Genomic DNA, 15,931 nt, shown 5'->3' with positions numbered 1-15,931 from the left:
ATCGACGACGACAACCCAACGGAGACCACCATGATCAGCTTTTACCTGGGGCGTGCGCTGCGCGCCTCGGTGCCCTGGATCGCCGCCTTGCTCGCCGCCTGCGGCGGCGGGGGTGACGGTGGCACCACGGCCACCGCCACGGCCCAGCAGGGCACGGCGCATGCGCTGGCCGTGAAGGCGGCTGCCATCGCGCCGGCCACCGTGCGCGTGCACTACCAGCGCGCTGATGCGCTGTACGACGGTTGGGGCGTCTATTCCTGGCAAGGCCCAGCAGTGCTCTACACCGACTGGCCCAGCGGCGACAAATACCGCTTCACCGAACGCGACAGCTGGGGCGCCTATGTCGACATCGCGATCGACACCGCGCAGACGCAGATGCGCTTCCTGGTCAACAAGGGCACCGACGGCAGCAACACCGTGAAGGCGCCGGACTGCGACCTGGGCTTCGACTTCAGCGCCGACATCCTCACGGCTGGGCAGGAGGTGTTCGTCAAGGCGGACGAGTGCGCGGTGTACCCCTCGGCGGCCGCCGCATCGGCCATCTCCATTGCCAAGGCGCGCGCGCTGTGGCTGGACCGCAGCACGCTGGCGTGGCCCGGCGCCGCCACGTCCAGCGAGTACCGGCTGTACTTCGCGCAGCAGGGCGGCATCGCGGTCAGCGCAGTGGACGGCGTGACCGGTGCCGACGGTTCCCTGCCGCTCGCAGCCAGCAGTGGCATCGGCGGGCTGGCGGAGAAGTTCCCGCAGCTGGCGCAAGCCACTGCGCTCACGCTGCCATCGATCGGCCGGGGCACGCTGCAGGCGCTGCTGCGCGGCCAGCTTGTGGTGGTGGAAACGCAAGGCGCCCAACCGGTGCGCGCCACCCAGGTGCAGTTGCAGGGCGTGCTGGACGACCTGTACGCGGCGGCGGCCAGCCGGGAGACGCTGGGCCCCAGCTTCAACCATGGCGGCGTGCCGACGCTCAAGCTCTGGGCGCCGACGGCACGCCAGGTGAGCGTGGTGATCGCCGGCTACACGGTGCCCATGGTGTTCGAGCCCTCCAGTGGCGTGTGGCGCACGCAGCTGCCGAAATCCCTGGTGAATGCGCCCTATGCCTTCGACGTCACCGTGTGGTCGCGACAGGACGGTGGCCAGCTGCGCACCAACCGCGTCACCGATCCCTATGCCGTCACCTTGACGGCGGATGTGTGGGGCGGGCCGGCCCAGCAGGCGGTGCTCGCCGATCTGTCCGCGCGCGCACTGCAGCCCGCGGGTTGGCATCGCGACACAGCGCCGGCCCTCCCAGCGCCCGAGGATGCGGTGTTCTATGAGCTGCACCTGCGCGACTTCTCGGCCAACGACGCCTCCGTGCCCACGGTCGACCGTGGCAAGTACACCGCCTTCTCCCACGCCGGCAGTGCTGGCATGCAGCACCTGGCCGCCATGGCGCAGGCCGGCCTGACGCACGTGCACCTGCTGCCGGTATTCGACATCGCCAGCGTGAACGAAGGCGGCTGCACCACGCCGGCCATCAGCAACAGCGACCCCACCTCCACCGTGCCGCAGGCCACGGCCGCAGCCGCGAAGGACAGCGATTGTTTCAACTGGGGTTATGACCCCAAGCACTACGGCGCGCCCGAGGGCAGCTATGCCACCGATCCGTCAGACCCCGCCCAGCGCGTGCTGCAGTTCCGCCAGATGGTGCAGGGCCTGCACGGTGCTGGCCTGCGTGTGGTGATGGACGTGGTCTACAACCACACGGCGGGCAACTTCCTCGACAAGGTGGTGCCCGGCTACTACTACCGGCTCAATGGCGACGGCGACATCGAGCATTCCACCTGCTGCGACAACACGGCCACCGAGTTCGCGATGATGGAAAAACTGATGACCGACACACTGGTGCGCTGGGCGGGCGACCACCACGTGGATGGCTTCCGCTTCGACATCATGGGCCACATCCCCAAGGCGGCGCTGCAGCGCGCCAAGGCGGCGGTGGATGCGGCCGTCGGCGCGCAGCGCGGCGTCTATTTCTATGGCGAGGGCTGGAACTTCGGCGAGGTGCAGGACAACCGGCTCTTCGTGCAGGCGACCCAGGCGAACCTGGCCGGCACCGGCATCGGCAGCTTCAACGACCGCATCCGCGACGCGGTGCGCGGTGGCGGGCCGTTCGACAGTGGCGACGCGATGGTGCGCAACCAGGGCTTCGCCAGCGGCCTGTGCACTGATGGCAATGCGTTGGCAGGCGCCGTGTGCACTGACGCGCAGCGCGAGGACCTGCGCAACCGACAGCAGGCGATCCGCGCCGCCATGGCCGGTGGCCTGAAGGACTTTCCGCTGGCCGGCAGCACCAGCGGCGCGCTCATGTGGAACGGCCAGCCGCTGGGCTACACGGCCGATCCGCAGGAGGTGATCAACTACGTGGGCGTGCACGACGGCGAGACGCTGTACGACATCGCGCAGTACAAGCTGCCGAGCGCGACGACGTCCTCCGAGCGCGCCCGCGCCCAGGTGGTGGCGCTGGCGCCGGTGCTGCTGGGGCAGGGCATGCCCTTCCTGCACGCGGGCGACGAACTGCTGCGCTCCAAGGCCCTGGACCGCGACAGCTACAACGCCGGCGACTGGTTCAACCGCATCGACTGGACCGGCAGCAGCAACTTCATCTCCACCATGGGCCTGCCGTCGGCGGAAAAGAACCAGGGCAACTGGGGGTTGATCGCGCCGGTGCTGTCCAACCCGGCGGTTGTACCCACGGCGGCCGACATCGCACTCACCGCTGCGCAAGTGCAGGACCTGCTGCGCATCCGCAAGAGCAGCGCCATGTTCCGGCTGCGCAGCGCCGCCGAGGTGGCGCGCTGCGTCAGCTTCCCCGACGCGCTGAACCAGGCCGACGGCCTGATCGTGATGCAGCTGGGCCTGGGCGACCGCAGCTGCGGCGACGGGGTGTTCCGGCGCGCGGTGGTGGTGATCAACGCCGCGCCGGTGGCGCAAAGCTACACCGTGGCCGGGCTGGCGGGCCAGGGCCTGCAATTGCACCCGGTGCAGGCGGCGGGCGCCGATGCCGTGGTGAAGGCGGCCGGTTACAACGCGGCCACCGGTGCCTTCAGAGTGCCCGGCCGCAGCGCGGCGGTGTTCGTGCAACCGTGATCCCGGCGGCGCGACAGGCGCGCCGCGTCGGAAAGCAAAAAGGCGCCCCTTGCGGGGCGCCTTTGTCGCGCCTAAGCGGCGGAGCTTAGAGCGTATCGGCTGCGGTCACGCCGCCCATCACATGGCTGAAACCGCAGTCCACATGCGTGATCTCGGCGGTGACGCCGGCGGCCAGGTCGGACAGCAGGAAGGCGGCGACATTGCCCACGTCCTCGATCGTGACGTTGCGTTTCAGCGGTGCGTTGGAGGCCACCACGTCCAGGATCTTGCCGAAGCCCTTGATGCCGGAGGCGGCCAGCGTCTTGATCGGGCCGGCGGAGATGCCGTTGACCCGCACGCCCTTGGCGCCCAGGCTGGCGGCCAGGTAGCGCACGCTGGCCTCCAGCGAGGCCTTGGCCAGCCCCATGGTGTTGTAGCCGGGAACAAAACGCTCCGCGCCCAGGTAGCTCAGCGTCAGCAGCGCGGCGTTGGGCGTCAGCCGCCCGGCGGCCGCCTTAGCCATCGCCGGGAAGCTGTAGGCGGAGATGTCGTGCGCGATGCGGAACCCTTCGCGCGACAACCCGTCCAGGAAGTCGCCGGCGATCGCCTCGCGCGGGGCGAAACCGATCGAGTGCACGAAACCGTCGAACTGCGGCCAGTGTTCGCCCAGCTGCGCGAACAGGCGCTCGATCTGGGCGTCGTCGCCCACGTCGCAATCGAAGGTGAGGGTGGAGTCGAACTCGGCGGCGAATTCGGCAATCCGGTCCTTGAAGCGCTCGCCCATGTAGCTGAAGGCCAGCTCGGCGCCTTCGCGGCGGCAGGCCCGGGCGATGCCGTAGGCGATGGAGCGGTTGTTCAGCAGGCCCGTGATCAGCAGCCGCTTGCCGGCGAGAAAACCCATGGTGTCTCCGGGTGATTTAGCGAAGCCCGCGATTTTCACACGGTACTGCGCCGGAACTGCCAACTACTTGCGGGTATAGGTCTTGCAGAGTACAATCCTTTTTTCGCTAGAGAGCTGAATGGGCGGATTCATCCAGCCCATTTTTTTTGCTTGATCGCCTTTTTTCGAGCCGCAATCTTTCTTCAATGACTTGGCAGACCGCAGTTGAACGCACCGTCTCCGGGCTCGGTTACGAGCTGGTGGAGGTGGAGCGCAGCGCGCGTGGCCTGCTGCGGGTGTTCATTGATCGCGTTCCGGGCCACGTCTACCCCACGGGGGAAAGCGAGTTCGTGACGGTGGACGACTGCGAAGCCGTCACTCGGCAGCTGCAGTATGTGCTCGAAGTGGAAAACGCCGCCTACGAGCGCCTGGAAGTGTCGTCTCCCGGGCTGGACCGCCCGCTGAAGAAAGCGGGCGACTACGAGCGCTTTGCCGGCTCGGAGGTGGAGCTGACGCTGAAGATGCCGCTGCAGGGCCGCAAGAAGTTTCGCGGCCTGCTGGTGGCACAGCCGGAATCCGGCTGGCGGCTGGAGTTCAACGACGGCAAGGCGGATCAAGCCCTCGATTTCACGCTCGAAGAAGTTCGCGAAGCCCGGCTGGTGCCGGTCGTGGATTTCAAGGGGCGCCGCGGCCGCCAGGCGGCCGAGGTTGGAACCGCGGCATCGACCGCGGACGAGACTGTTGACGGAGGTCACAAAGAATGAACCGCGAAATGTTGATGCTGGTGGACGCCATCTCGCGCGAGAAGAGCGTCGAGCGCGACGTCGTGTTCGGCGCCGTGGAAGCGGCCCTGGCATCGGCCACCAAGAAGCTGCATGGCGGTGAGGTCGACATCCGCGTGACGGTCGACCGCGACACCGGCGACTACGAAACCTTCCGCCGCTGGCACGTGGTGCCCAACGAGGCCGGCCTGCAAATCCCTGATGCGGAGATCCTGCACTTCGAAGCACTGGAGCAGATCCCGGACATCGAGGTGGACGACTACATCGAAGAGCCGATCGAGTCGGTGCCCATCGGTCGCATCGGCGCCCAGGCCGCCAAGCAGGTCATCCTGCAGAAGATCCGCGACGCCGAGCGCGAGCAGCTGCTCAACGACTTCCTCGCCCGCGGCGAGAAGATCTTCGTCGGCAGCGTCAAGCGCCTGGACAAGGGTGACCTGATCGTGGAATCGGGCCGCGTCGAAGGGCGCCTGAAGCGCAGCGAGATGATCCCGAAGGAAAACCTGCGCACCAGCGACCGGGTGCGTGCCTTCATCACCGGCATTGACCCCACCCAGCGCGGCCCGCAGATCATGCTCAGCCGCTCGGCGCCCGGGTTCATGATCGAGCTGTTCGCCCAGGAAGTGCCCGAGATCGAGCAGGGCCTGCTGGAGATCAAGAGCTGCGCCCGTGATCCGGGCAGCCGCGCCAAGATCGCCGTGGTGTCGCACGACAAGCGCGTGGACCCGATCGGCACCTGCGTCGGCGTGCGCGGCTCGCGTGTCAACGCGGTCACCAACGAACTGGCCGGCGAGCGTGTCGACATCGTCTTGTGGTCGGAAGATCCGGCCCAATTTGTGATCGGCGCGCTGGCCCCGGCCAACGTGCAATCCATCGTGGTGGACGAAGAGCGCCATGCGATGGACGTGGTGGTGGACGAGGAAAACCTCGCCATCGCCATCGGCCGCGGCGGCCAGAACGTGCGCCTGGCCTCGGAGCTCACCGGCTGGCGCATCAACATCATGACCGCCGAGGAATCCGCGCAGAAGCAGGCGCAGGAGTCCGATTCGGTGCGCAAGCTCTTCGTGGAGAAGCTGGACGTCGACCAGGAAGTGGCCGACATCCTCATCGCCGAGGGCTTCACCAGCCTGGAAGAGGTGGCCTACGTCCCGATGCAGGAAATGCTCGAGATCGAAGCCTTCGACGAGGACACCGTCAACGAGCTGCGCACCCGCGCCAAGGATGCGCTGCTCACGATGGAAATCGCGCGTGAAGAGCGTGTGGACGAAACCTCGCAGGACCTGCGTGATCTCGACGGCCTGACGCCGGAGCTGATCGCCAAGCTGTCCGACGGTGGCATCCACACCCGGGACGATCTGGCCGACCTCGCGGTCGACGAGCTCACCGAGATGACCGGCGTGGACGACGCGCAGGCCAAGACATTGATCATGAAGGCGCGTGAACATTGGTTCACCGCCTGAGCTGCCGCGCACATCACCGCGTAGCAGCACAGAAAGCCAGGAAGCAAGGATCTCAACAATGGCAGTGACCACCGTCGCCCAGTTCGCCGCCGAGCTCAATCGCCCTGCGGCGACCCTGCTCGAGCAACTGCAGTCCGCGGGCGTCAGCAAGCGTTCCACCGACGACGCCTTGACGGAGTCGGACAAGGAACGCCTGCTCGACTACCTGCGCTCCGCACACGGCACGGGTGGTGGCGACCGCAAGAAGATCACGCTGACCCGCAAGTCGACCAGCGAGATCAAGCAGGCGGACGCCAGCGGCAAGGCACGCACCATCCAGGTGGAAGTGCGCAAGAAGCGCACCTTCGTCAAGCGTGACGACGCCCCGGCCGCGGAAGAAACCGCGCCGCAGGTCGATCACGCCGCCGAAGCGGCCGAACTCGAGCGCCGCGAGGAAGAAGCCAAGGCCCAGGCCGAGGCCCTGCGCCGCCAGGAAGAAGAACTGGCGGAAAAGCGCCGCCTGCGCGAGGAAGAAGAAAAGCGCGCCCGCGAAGCCGAGGAAGCGCGCCGCCGCGAGGAGGCCGAAAAGGCCGCCGCTGCGGAAGCCGCGCGCCTGGCTGCGGCCGCCGCTGCGCCGCCCCCCGCTTCCAAGAAGAGCGAAAAGAGCGCTCCGGTCGAAGCCGCTGCCCCCGCGCCTGCGCCCGCCGCGCCGGTGGAGCCGCCCAAGCCCGCATTGCGCGTGGTGAAGGCCGCCGACACCGAAGCCGCCGAGAAGCAACGCCTGGCCGACCTGTCCAAGCGCCGCCTGGCTGCCGAAGCCGAAGCTGCCGCCATCCGCGCGATGATGAACGCGCCCAAGAAGGTGATGGTCGCGAAGAAGCCGGAAGAGGTGAAGCCGGAAGCAAGCAAGGAAGCCATCAAGGGCACGATCCACAAGCCCACGGCCAAGCCGGGTGCACCGGGCGCCACCGCGCCGGGCGCCGCCAAGCCGGGCGACAAGAAGTCGGTCAAGTCCGAGAAGCTGTCCTCCAGCTGGGCCGACGACGCCGCCAAAAAGCGCGCCGCGGTCAAGGGCCGCACCGATTCCGCGGGCGGTGCCCGTGCCGGCTGGCGCGCCCCGCGTGGCGGCCGCCGAGGCGAGCGCGACGATCGTGGCCCGTCCAGTTTCGTGGCGCCAAACGAGCCGCAGGTGCAGGAAGTGCACGTGCCGGAAACCATCAGCGTGGCCGACCTGGCGCACAAGATGTCGGTGAAGGCCGGCGAGGTGATCAAGCAGCTGATGAAGCTGGGCCAGATGGTCACCATCAACCAGCAGCTCGATCAAGAGACCGCGATGATCGTGGTCGAAGAAATGGGCCACAAGGCGTTTGCCGCCAAGCTGGACGATCCGGAAGCCTTCCTCGAGGAATCGGACACGACCGAAAGCACGTCCGAGTCGATGCCGCGGGCGCCTGTGGTCACCGTCATGGGCCACGTGGACCACGGCAAGACCTCGCTGCTGGACTACATCCGCCGTGCCCGCGTGGCCGCGGGCGAAGCCGGCGGCATCACGCAGCACATCGGCGCGTACCACGTGGACACGCCGCGCGGCATGATCACCTTCCTGGACACCCCGGGCCACGAGGCGTTCACCGCCATGCGTGCTCGCGGCGCCAAGGCCACGGACATCGTCATCCTGGTGGTGGCGGCGGACGACGGCGTGATGCCGCAGACCAAGGAAGCGATCCACCACGCGAAGGCGGCCGGTGTGCCCATCGTCGTGGCGATCAACAAGATCGACAAGCCGGATGCCAACCTGGAGCGTGTGCGCAGCGAGCTGATCTCCGAGCAGGTGGTGCCGGAAGACTTCGGCGGCGAGTCGCCGTTCGTCAACGTGTCGGCCAAGACCGGCCAGGGCGTGGATGACCTGCTGGAGCAGGTGCTGCTGCAGGCGGAAGTGCTGGAGTTGAAGTCGCAGATCGATGCGCCGGCCAAGGGCCTGGTGATCGAAGCGCAGCTGGACAAGGGCCGCGGCCCGGTGGCCACCGTGCTGGTGCAGTCGGGTACCTTGAAGCGCGGCGACGTCGTGCTGGCGGGTTCGAGCTATGGCCGCGTGCGCGCCATGCTGGACGAGAACGGCAAGCCGATCCAGGAAGCCGGCCCGTCCATCCCGGTGGAGATCCAGGGCCTGACCGAAGTGCCCGCCGCCGGCGACGAGTTCATGGTGCTGTCCGACGAGCGCCGTGCGCGCGAGATCGCCACCTTCCGCCAGGGCAAGTACCGCGAGGTCACGCTCAACAAGCGCCAGGCCGCCAAGCTGGAGAACATGTTCGAGAACATGGGCCAGGGCGAGGCGCAGACGCTGGCCTTGATCATCAAGGCCGACGTGCAGGGTTCGCAGGAAGCGCTGGCGCAGTCGCTGCTCAAGCTCTCCACCGAGGAAGTGCGGGTGCAGATCGTGCACGCGGCGGTGGGCGGCATCAGCGAGTCCGACGTCAACCTCGCCATCGCCTCCAAGGCGGTGATCGTGGGCTTCAACGTGCGTGCCGATGCGGGCGCGCGCAAGCTGGCGGAGAACAACGGCGTCGACCTGCGCTACTACAACATCATTTACGACGCGGTGGACGAGATCAAGTCGGCCATGTCGGGCATGCTGGCACCGGAGCAGCGCGAGGAAGTCATCGGCTCGGCCGAGATCCGCACCGTGTTCGTGGCCTCCAAGATCGGCACGGTCGCGGGCTGCATGGTCACCGCGGGTGTGGTGCGCCGCAATGCGCGCTTCCGCCTGCTGCGCGAGAACGTGGTGATCTACACCGGCGAGCTCGATTCGCTCAAGCGGATGAAGGACGACGTGCGCGAAGTCAAGGAAGGCTTCGAGTGCGGTATCAAGCTGAAGAACTACAACGACATCGCCCAGGGCGACCAGCTCGAGTTCTTCGAGGTGAAGGAAGTGGCACGAACGCTGTAAGGCGGGACTTGTTGCAACTCTGCTCAAGAAGCCCCGCCGGAAACGGCGGGGCTTCTTGGCTTGTGAGGCACCCACGATGAAACACAAACGAGCCATCCCCAACCGAAGCTTCCGCGTCGCGGACCAGATCCAGCGCGACCTCGCCATGCTGATCCGCGAACTGAAGGACCCGCGCATCGGCATGGTGACGATCAGTGCGGTGGAGGTGACGCCCGACTATGCACATGCCAAGGTGTTCTTCTCGGTGCTGGTGGGCGACGCGGCTGAGTGTGAAGAAGGCCTGAACGAGGCGGCCGGCTTCCTGCGCAACGGCCTGTTCAAGCGGCTGCAGATCCACACCGTGCCCACCTTGCATTTCCAGTTCGACCGCACCACCGAGCGCGCCGCGGACATGAACGCGCTGATCCAGCGCGCCAATGCCACGCGCGCCAAGGACGAAGGCGAGGCCTGAGCGGTGAACTTCGCGCAGCGCCCTCGCGTGCCCCGCCGTGCCGTCCACGGCGTGCTGTTGCTCGACAAGCCGCTCGGCCTGTCGAGCAATGACGCATTGCAGAAGGCCAAGCGCCTGTTCCGGGCGGAAAAGGCGGGCCACACGGGCACGCTGGATCCACTGGCCTCCGGCCTGCTGCCGCTGTGTTTTGGCGCGGCGACCAAGTTCTCCCAGGTGAGCCTGGACGCCGACAAACGCTATCTCGCCACGCTCAAGTTGGGCCAGACGACCACCACCGCAGACGCCGAGGGTGAACTGCTACGGGAGCGGTCGGTCGTCGGCCTGACGCGCGCGCAGATCGACGCGGCCTGCCTGCGCTTCACCGGCACCGTCGACCAGGTGCCGCCGATGCACTCGGCGCTCAAGAAAGACGGCAAGGCGCTGTATGAATACGCCCGGGCCGGCATCGAGGTCGAGCGTCAGGCGCGCCGCGTGACGATCCATTCGCTGGCCGTCGTGGACTGGCAGGCTGATCAGCTCACGATCGACGTGCGCTGCAGCAAGGGCACCTACATCCGCACGCTGGCCGAGGACATCGGCGAAGCGCTCGGCTGCGGTGCGCACTTGAGCGCCCTGCGCCGCACGGCAAGCGGTGGCCTCAGCGTGGCCGATGCGGTGACCCTGGACGCCTTGCAACTCATGGACGAAGCCGCGCGCGATGCGCTGCTGCAACCTGCCGACGCCCTGCTGGCCGACTGGCCGCAGGTGCGATTGAACGACGACGACGCGGGTCGTTTCCTCTCCGGTCTGCGCCGCCGCGTTGCGCTCACCGACCAACCGGCCGTGCGTGTGTACGGCCCCGAGCCGCGAGCCTTCCTCGGCAGCGCCCATGTCACGGCCGGCGAGCTCATCGCCGACCGCCTGTTGAGCCCTGTCGAAGTACAAGGCCTTTTGAGTACGCAACCATGAACAAGCAGATCCGCAACATCGCCATCATTGCCCACGTGGACCATGGCAAGACCACGCTGGTGGACCAGCTGCTGCGCCAGAGCGGCACCTTCCGCCAGAACGAGAAGGTGGCCGAGCGCGTGATGGACAGCAACGACCTCGAGCGCGAGCGCGGCATCACCATCCTGGCCAAGAACTGCGCGGTGGAGTGGAAGGGCACGCACGTCAACATCGTCGACACCCCCGGACACGCCGACTTCGGCGGCGAAGTGGAGCGCGTGTTGTCCATGGTCGACAGCGTGCTGCTGCTGGTGGACGCGGTGGAAGGCCCGATGCCGCAGACCCGCTTCGTCACCAAGAAGGCGCTGGCCCTGGGCCTGAAGCCGATCGTGGTGGTGAACAAGGTGGACCGCCCGGGCGCGCGCCCGGACTACGTGATCAACGCCACCTTCGACCTGTTCGACAAGCTGGGCGCCACCGAAGAGCAGCTCGATTTCCCGGTGATCTTCGCCTCCGGCCTGAACGGCTGGGCCACGCTCACCAAGGGCGAAACCGGCACCGACCTGGCACCGCTGTTCGACGCGGTGCTGCAGCATGTGCCCGCTCACGAAGGCAGCCCCACCGACCCGCTGCAGCTGCAGATCTGCTCGCTGGACTATTCCACCTACGTCGGCCGCATCGGCATCGGCCGGGTGAACCAGGGCACCTTGAAGCCGATGCAGGACGTGCTGGTGTACTCCGGCCCCGACAGCACGCCCTTCAAGGCGCGCGTGAACCAGGTGCTCACGTTCGAGGGCCTGGAGCGCAAGCAGTCGGAGCTGGCCGGCCCCGGCGACATCGTGCTGATCAACGGTATCGAGGACATCGGCATCGGCGTGACGCTGACCGACCTGGAGAACCCGGTGCCTCTGCCGATGCTGAAGGTGGACGAGCCGACGCTGACCATGAACTTCTGCGTCAACAACTCGCCGCTGGCCGGCCGCGAAGGCAAGTTCGTCACCAGCCGCCAGATCCGCGACCGGCTGGACCGCGAGCTGCAGAGCAACGTGGCGCTGAAGGTCAAGGAGACCGACGAGGACGGCGTGTTCGAAGTGTCGGGCCGGGGCGAACTCCACCTCACCATCCTGCTGGAGAACATGCGCCGCGAAGGTTATGAGCTGGCCGTGTCCAAGCCGCGCGTGGTGTTCCGCGAGGTCAATGGCGAACGCCATGAGCCTATCGAGCTGGTGACCGCTGACGTGGAAGACCAGCACCAGGGCGCCGTGATGCAGGCGCTGGGCGAGCGCAAGGCCGAGCTGGTGAACATGGAGCCGGACGGTATGGGCCGCGTACGCCTGGAATACCGCATCCCGGCGCGCGGCCTGATCGGCTTCCAGAACGAATTCCTCAACCTGACCCGCGGCACCGGCCTCATCAGCAACATCTTCGACGGCTACGAGCCCTACAAGGGCGAGATCGAGGGCCGCAAGAACGGTGTGCTGATCAGCCAGGACGACGGCGAGGCGGTGACCTATTCGCTCGGCAAGCTGGACGATCGCGGCCGCATGTTCGTGAAGGCGGGCGACCCCTTGTACGAAGGCATGATCATCGGCATCCACAGCCGTGACAACGACCTGGTCGTCAACGCGGTGCGCGGCAAGCAGCTGACCAACTTCCGCGTGTCCGGCAAGGAAGACGCGATCAAGATCACGCCGCCCATCATCCTCAGCCTCGAATACGCGGTGGAGTTCATTGCGGACGATGAGCTGGTGGAGATCACGCCCAAGTCGATCCGCATCCGCAAGCGCTTCCTGAAGGAACACGACCGCAAGCGGGCCCAGCGCGAAGCCGCCTGACGCAGCATGGTCGACGGGCAGCCACCAGTCCCTGACGATCGCGACGACACCGCACCGATGGTGGTGCGGTTCCCGGCGCTGGGTGACGCGGTGCTGCTCACGCCCTTGCTCAATGCGCTGAAGCAGCGCTATGGCCGGCCGGTGCAGTTGCTGACCTCAGGCCCCTGGACGCCGGTGCTGCTGGGGAGCCACCCTGCGGTGGACCGCATCCACTTGGTGAGCAGCCGCCGGGCGCCGTACTGGCTGACGCCGTCCCAGTGGCAGGCCGTCCGGACCTTGCGCGGCCACCGCGGGCCGGTGTACCTGTGCGAGCGCGATCAACATGCGGCTCGCCTGGTGGCCCGCGCTGGAGTGCCGGAAGGCCAGCTGGTGCGCGCCTGGGCGCACTGGCCGGGCGATGGCATCCATTGGGTCGACTGGTGGCTGCAAGTGGCCCAGCTCGATGCGCCTGCCATGCCCGGTCCGCAAGCCGACATCTCGAGCGTGGCGGCCCAGCCCACCTTGCCGTTGCCCGATGCCTGGGCGGCGGATGCCGAGCGCTGGCTGCAGGCACGCGGGCTGGCCGATCGGCCGCTGGTGCTGGTGCAGCCGGGCCACAAGAAGACCTACAAACGCGGCCGCATCGCGACCAACCAGCATCAAAAGCACTGGCCGGCAGAACGCTGGGCGGCGGTGATCCGCGGCATCCTGGCGCACCGGCCGGAGGCGAGCGTGCTGGTCTGTGGGACGGCGCGTGAACATGGCTTGGTGCAGGAGATCATCGAGGCGGCCGGTGCAGGCCCGCGTGTCCTGAACGGCGCACGCGATCTGCCGCTGGAGCGGCTGGTGGCCGTGGCGGCGCGGGCGCACAGCATGGTGTCGGTGGACACCGGCCCGGCCCACGTGGCCGCGGCCATGGACTGCCCCTGCGTGGTGATGTTCGGCCAGTTCGGCTGGGGCCGCTGGAAGCCGCGCGCACCCGGTTCGACCGTCATTGCCCTGGGCCCGCAGGCCCCCACGCCGGGCCGCAAGGTACTGGATATCGAAGCCGAGGACGTGCTCGCGGCCTGGCGGTCTTTGCCGCCGCGCGGCCACAGCACGGAGCAGCCATGACGCATCGCCGTGCGGTCTTCACGATGATCGCGGTGACGCTCATGTGGAGCATCGCCGGCGTGGTCACCCGTCAACTGGAGGCCGCGCGCAGCTTCGAGGTGACCTTCTGGCGCAGTGCCTTCAACGCGCTCGCTCTGCTGGTGCTGCTGGCAGTGCTGCGCGGGCCTGCAGCGCTGTGGCGGTCGGTGCGTCGAGGCGGGCGTACCTTGTGGGTGTCCGGTGTGTGCTGGAGTGTGATGTACACGGCCTTCATGGTGGCGATCACGCTCACGACCGTGGCCAACGTGCTGGTCACCATGGCGCTCGCGCCCCTGCTCACGGCACTGATGGCCCGCGTGGCGCTGGGCCACCGGCTCGCACCGCGCACCTGGTGGGCCATCGTGGTGGCCGCTGCGGGCATTGGATGGATGTACGCCCAGGAAGTGAGTGGCGCCGATCCCCGCCACTTGCTCGGCACCGCGGTGGCCTTCGGCGTGCCGCTGGCCTCGGCCATCAACTGGACCATGATCCAGCACAGCAACCGGGCGGGCGCACCCCCGCAGGACCTGATGCCGGCGGTGCTCATCGGGGCTGTCATTTCGGCGGCGGTCACCTTGCCCTTGGCGCTGCCGTTTGCTGCCTCGGTGCACGATCTGAGCCTGCTCGCCTTGCTGGGCGTGGTGCAACTGGCCATCCCCTGCCTGATCGTGGTGACCGTAGCGCGTGTGCTGAGCGCGCCGGAAGTCGCGTTGCTGGCGCTGCTGGAGGTGCTGTTCGGCGTGCTGTGGGCCTGGCTGGGCGCTGGCGAGCGGCCCTCGGCCGCGGTGCTCGGTGGCGGCACACTGGTGCTGGGCGCGCTGGTCGCCAACGAGATGCTCGGGCTCCAGCGCCGGGCCGCTCCTGATCTTCTCGCGAAGGACCCCACGTGAGCATTCCTTCTCTGGTTTCCGAGGGCCAGGTACTGGCCGAACTGCACAGCGGCCTGGGCGTGCTCACGCTCAACCGCGCGCCCGCGCTGAACGCGCTCTCGCTGGCGATGATCCGCGATCTCACCGCGGTGCTGCTGGCCTGGGCCGACGACCCGCAGGTCGTGGCCGTGCTGGTGCGCGGTGCGGGCCGGCAGGGCAAACCGGCGGCTTTCTGCGCCGGCGGTGACATTCGCTTTTTCCACCAGGCGGCACTGGCCGGCGACCCGACGCTCGAGGACTTCTTCACCGAGGAATACGCGCTCAACCACCTGATCCACCATTACCCCAAGCCCTACATCGCCCTGATGGACGGCGTGGTGATGGGCGGCGGCATGGGCATCAGCCAGGGCGCGGCGGTGCGTGTGGTCACCGAGCACTCGCGCCTGGCCATGCCGGAAACCAACATTGGCCTGTTTCCTGACGTGGGAGGGGGCTGGTTCCTCTCCCGCTGCCCGGGCCATGTGGGCGAATACCTGGCGCTGACCGGCCATGCGATCGGCGCCGCAGATGCCATCGCGTTTGGCTTGGCCGACGAATTCGTGCCTGCGGATCGGTTGCCCGCGCTGGTGGAGTCGCTGCTGGATCAGCCAGTGGAAAGCGGTGAACAAGCGATGGCGGCGGTCCGCGCCCGCACCGAGCCAGTTCCGGCACCCAGCCTGAGCGTGCAGCGGGCCTCGATCGATCGGCACTTCGGCGCGGCGAGCCTGCAGGCGATTGCCGACTCCTTGCGCAGTGACACGGGCGAGTTTGCCCGCGAGACGCTGGACACCCTGGCCCGGCGGTCACCCTTGATGATGGCGGTGACGCTGGAGCAACTGCGCCGGGCGCGGCAGATGGACCTGGGCAATGCGTTGCGGCTGGAACGCGGCCTCGTGCGCCGCTGCTTCCATCTGCGTCCCGGCACTGCCAGCGAGACCGTGGAGGGCATACGCGCGCTGGCCATCGACAAAGACCACCAGCCTCGCTGGAATCCGGCGCGCATCGAGGATGTGACCGAGGTGCAAGTGGCCGCTTTCTTTGAAAGCCCGTGGCCAGTGCACGCGCATCCATTGCGTCACCTCTGACTGCGAGGCGGCGGGTCACCCGGTGCGGGCTGATGTGCCGCACTGCTTCATCTGCGCTGCGGCGCTTGCAAAGCGCGATGGCGCTCTGCTATAGTCCTAGATCTTGCTCGACGAGCAGGGCGCTCGAGCCGCAAGGCAACGGCCGGAATCGATGCCAAGCAACTGCAAAGCAAAGAAGCCGAGTAATTCGAAGGGGTTTTGACAACATGCTTCGAATTCAGCCATAATCGAGGGCTTCGCTGATAACGAAATACGAAATCAGCGAAACGCTTGAAAAAGCAAACGTTCTTTAAAAACATACAGCCGATAAGCGTGGGCGTTTGAGGGCGAGAGGCCAAGAGGAACCGAAAGGTTTCTCGAGGTCTGATGGACCTTAAACGCTCATAGAAGTGAAGTTCACTTCAATTCTTTGAGTAATTTATCAAGATCGAACTGAAGAGTTTGATCCTGGCTCAGATTGAACGCTGG

Annotated in this window: 11 protein-coding genes; 10 read left to right on the top strand and 1 reads right to left on the bottom strand. The window is 67.2% G+C overall.

Annotation, left to right across the window (positions count from 1 at the left end; all coding sequences use genetic code 11):
- The first annotated feature begins 30 nt into the window (after window positions 1–30).
- Window positions 31–3,123, top strand: coding sequence for an alpha-1,6-glucosidase domain-containing protein (locus tag VPH43_RS20425; protein WP_328579602.1), 3,093 nt, complete (start codon window positions 31–33; stop codon window positions 3,121–3,123).
- 85 nt (window positions 3,124–3,208) lie between these two features.
- Here VPH43_RS20425 and fabI read toward each other — a convergent pair whose 3' ends face one another.
- Window positions 3,209–4,003 carry an enoyl-ACP reductase FabI gene (fabI, locus tag VPH43_RS20420; RefSeq protein WP_328579601.1) on the bottom strand — a complete coding sequence of 265 codons (795 nt, stop codon included), beginning with the start codon at window positions 4,001–4,003 and terminating at the stop codon, window positions 3,209–3,211.
- Window positions 4,004–4,188: 185 nt separating this feature from the next.
- On the opposite strand from fabI, the gene rimP reads away from it, so the two are divergent.
- The 9 genes from rimP (at window position 4,189) to VPH43_RS20375 (ending at window position 15,463) form a co-directional block, all read left to right on the top strand.
- Complete coding sequence (rimP, locus tag VPH43_RS20415; protein ID WP_328579600.1) at window positions 4,189–4,746, top strand: ribosome maturation factor RimP; 558 nt, start codon at window positions 4,189–4,191, stop codon at window positions 4,744–4,746.
- Complete coding sequence (gene nusA, locus VPH43_RS20410; RefSeq protein ID WP_328579599.1) at window positions 4,743–6,221, top strand: transcription termination factor NusA; 1,479 nt, start codon at window positions 4,743–4,745, stop codon at window positions 6,219–6,221. Before rimP ends, nusA begins: the two co-directional genes overlap by 4 nt.
- A 58-nt stretch (window positions 6,222–6,279) precedes the next feature.
- Complete coding sequence (gene infB / locus VPH43_RS20405) at window positions 6,280–9,147, top strand: translation initiation factor IF-2 (RefSeq protein WP_328579598.1); 2,868 nt, start codon at window positions 6,280–6,282, stop codon at window positions 9,145–9,147.
- A 76-nt stretch (window positions 9,148–9,223) separates the two neighbouring features.
- A complete protein-coding gene (gene rbfA, locus VPH43_RS20400; protein ID WP_328579597.1) occupies window positions 9,224–9,598 on the top strand; it encodes a 30S ribosome-binding factor RbfA in 375 nt (124 codons plus the stop codon).
- A 3-nt stretch (window positions 9,599–9,601) separates the two neighbouring features.
- Window positions 9,602–10,546: a tRNA pseudouridine(55) synthase TruB gene (gene truB, locus VPH43_RS20395; protein ID WP_328579596.1), complete on the top strand. Its 945-nt coding sequence runs from the start codon at window positions 9,602–9,604 to the stop codon at window positions 10,544–10,546.
- On the top strand, window positions 10,543–12,360 hold the full coding sequence (typA, locus tag VPH43_RS20390) for a translational GTPase TypA (protein ID WP_328579595.1): 1,818 nt from the start codon (window positions 10,543–10,545) through the stop codon (window positions 12,358–12,360). Before truB ends, typA begins: the two co-directional genes overlap by 4 nt.
- A 6-nt stretch (window positions 12,361–12,366) precedes the next feature.
- Entirely contained in the window at window positions 12,367–13,452 is a 1,086-nt protein-coding gene (locus VPH43_RS20385) for a glycosyltransferase family 9 protein (RefSeq protein ID WP_328579594.1), read from the top strand.
- Window positions 13,449–14,360, top strand: coding sequence for a DMT family transporter (locus VPH43_RS20380; RefSeq protein WP_328579593.1), 912 nt, complete (start codon window positions 13,449–13,451; stop codon window positions 14,358–14,360). Before VPH43_RS20385 ends, VPH43_RS20380 begins: the two co-directional genes overlap by 4 nt.
- On the top strand, window positions 14,357–15,463 hold the full coding sequence (locus VPH43_RS20375; protein ID WP_328579592.1) for an enoyl-CoA hydratase/isomerase family protein: 1,107 nt from the start codon (window positions 14,357–14,359) through the stop codon (window positions 15,461–15,463). Before VPH43_RS20380 ends, VPH43_RS20375 begins: the two co-directional genes overlap by 4 nt.
- The last annotated feature ends 468 nt before the right edge of the window (window positions 15,464–15,931 follow it).

The organism is Ideonella sp. BN130291, from assembly GCF_036231905.1.
Lineage (GTDB): Bacteria > Pseudomonadota > Gammaproteobacteria > Burkholderiales > Burkholderiaceae_C > CAMLIZ01.
The sequence above is the reverse complement of the archived record's forward strand: the minus strand, read 5'-3'. Positions and strand labels throughout refer to the sequence as shown.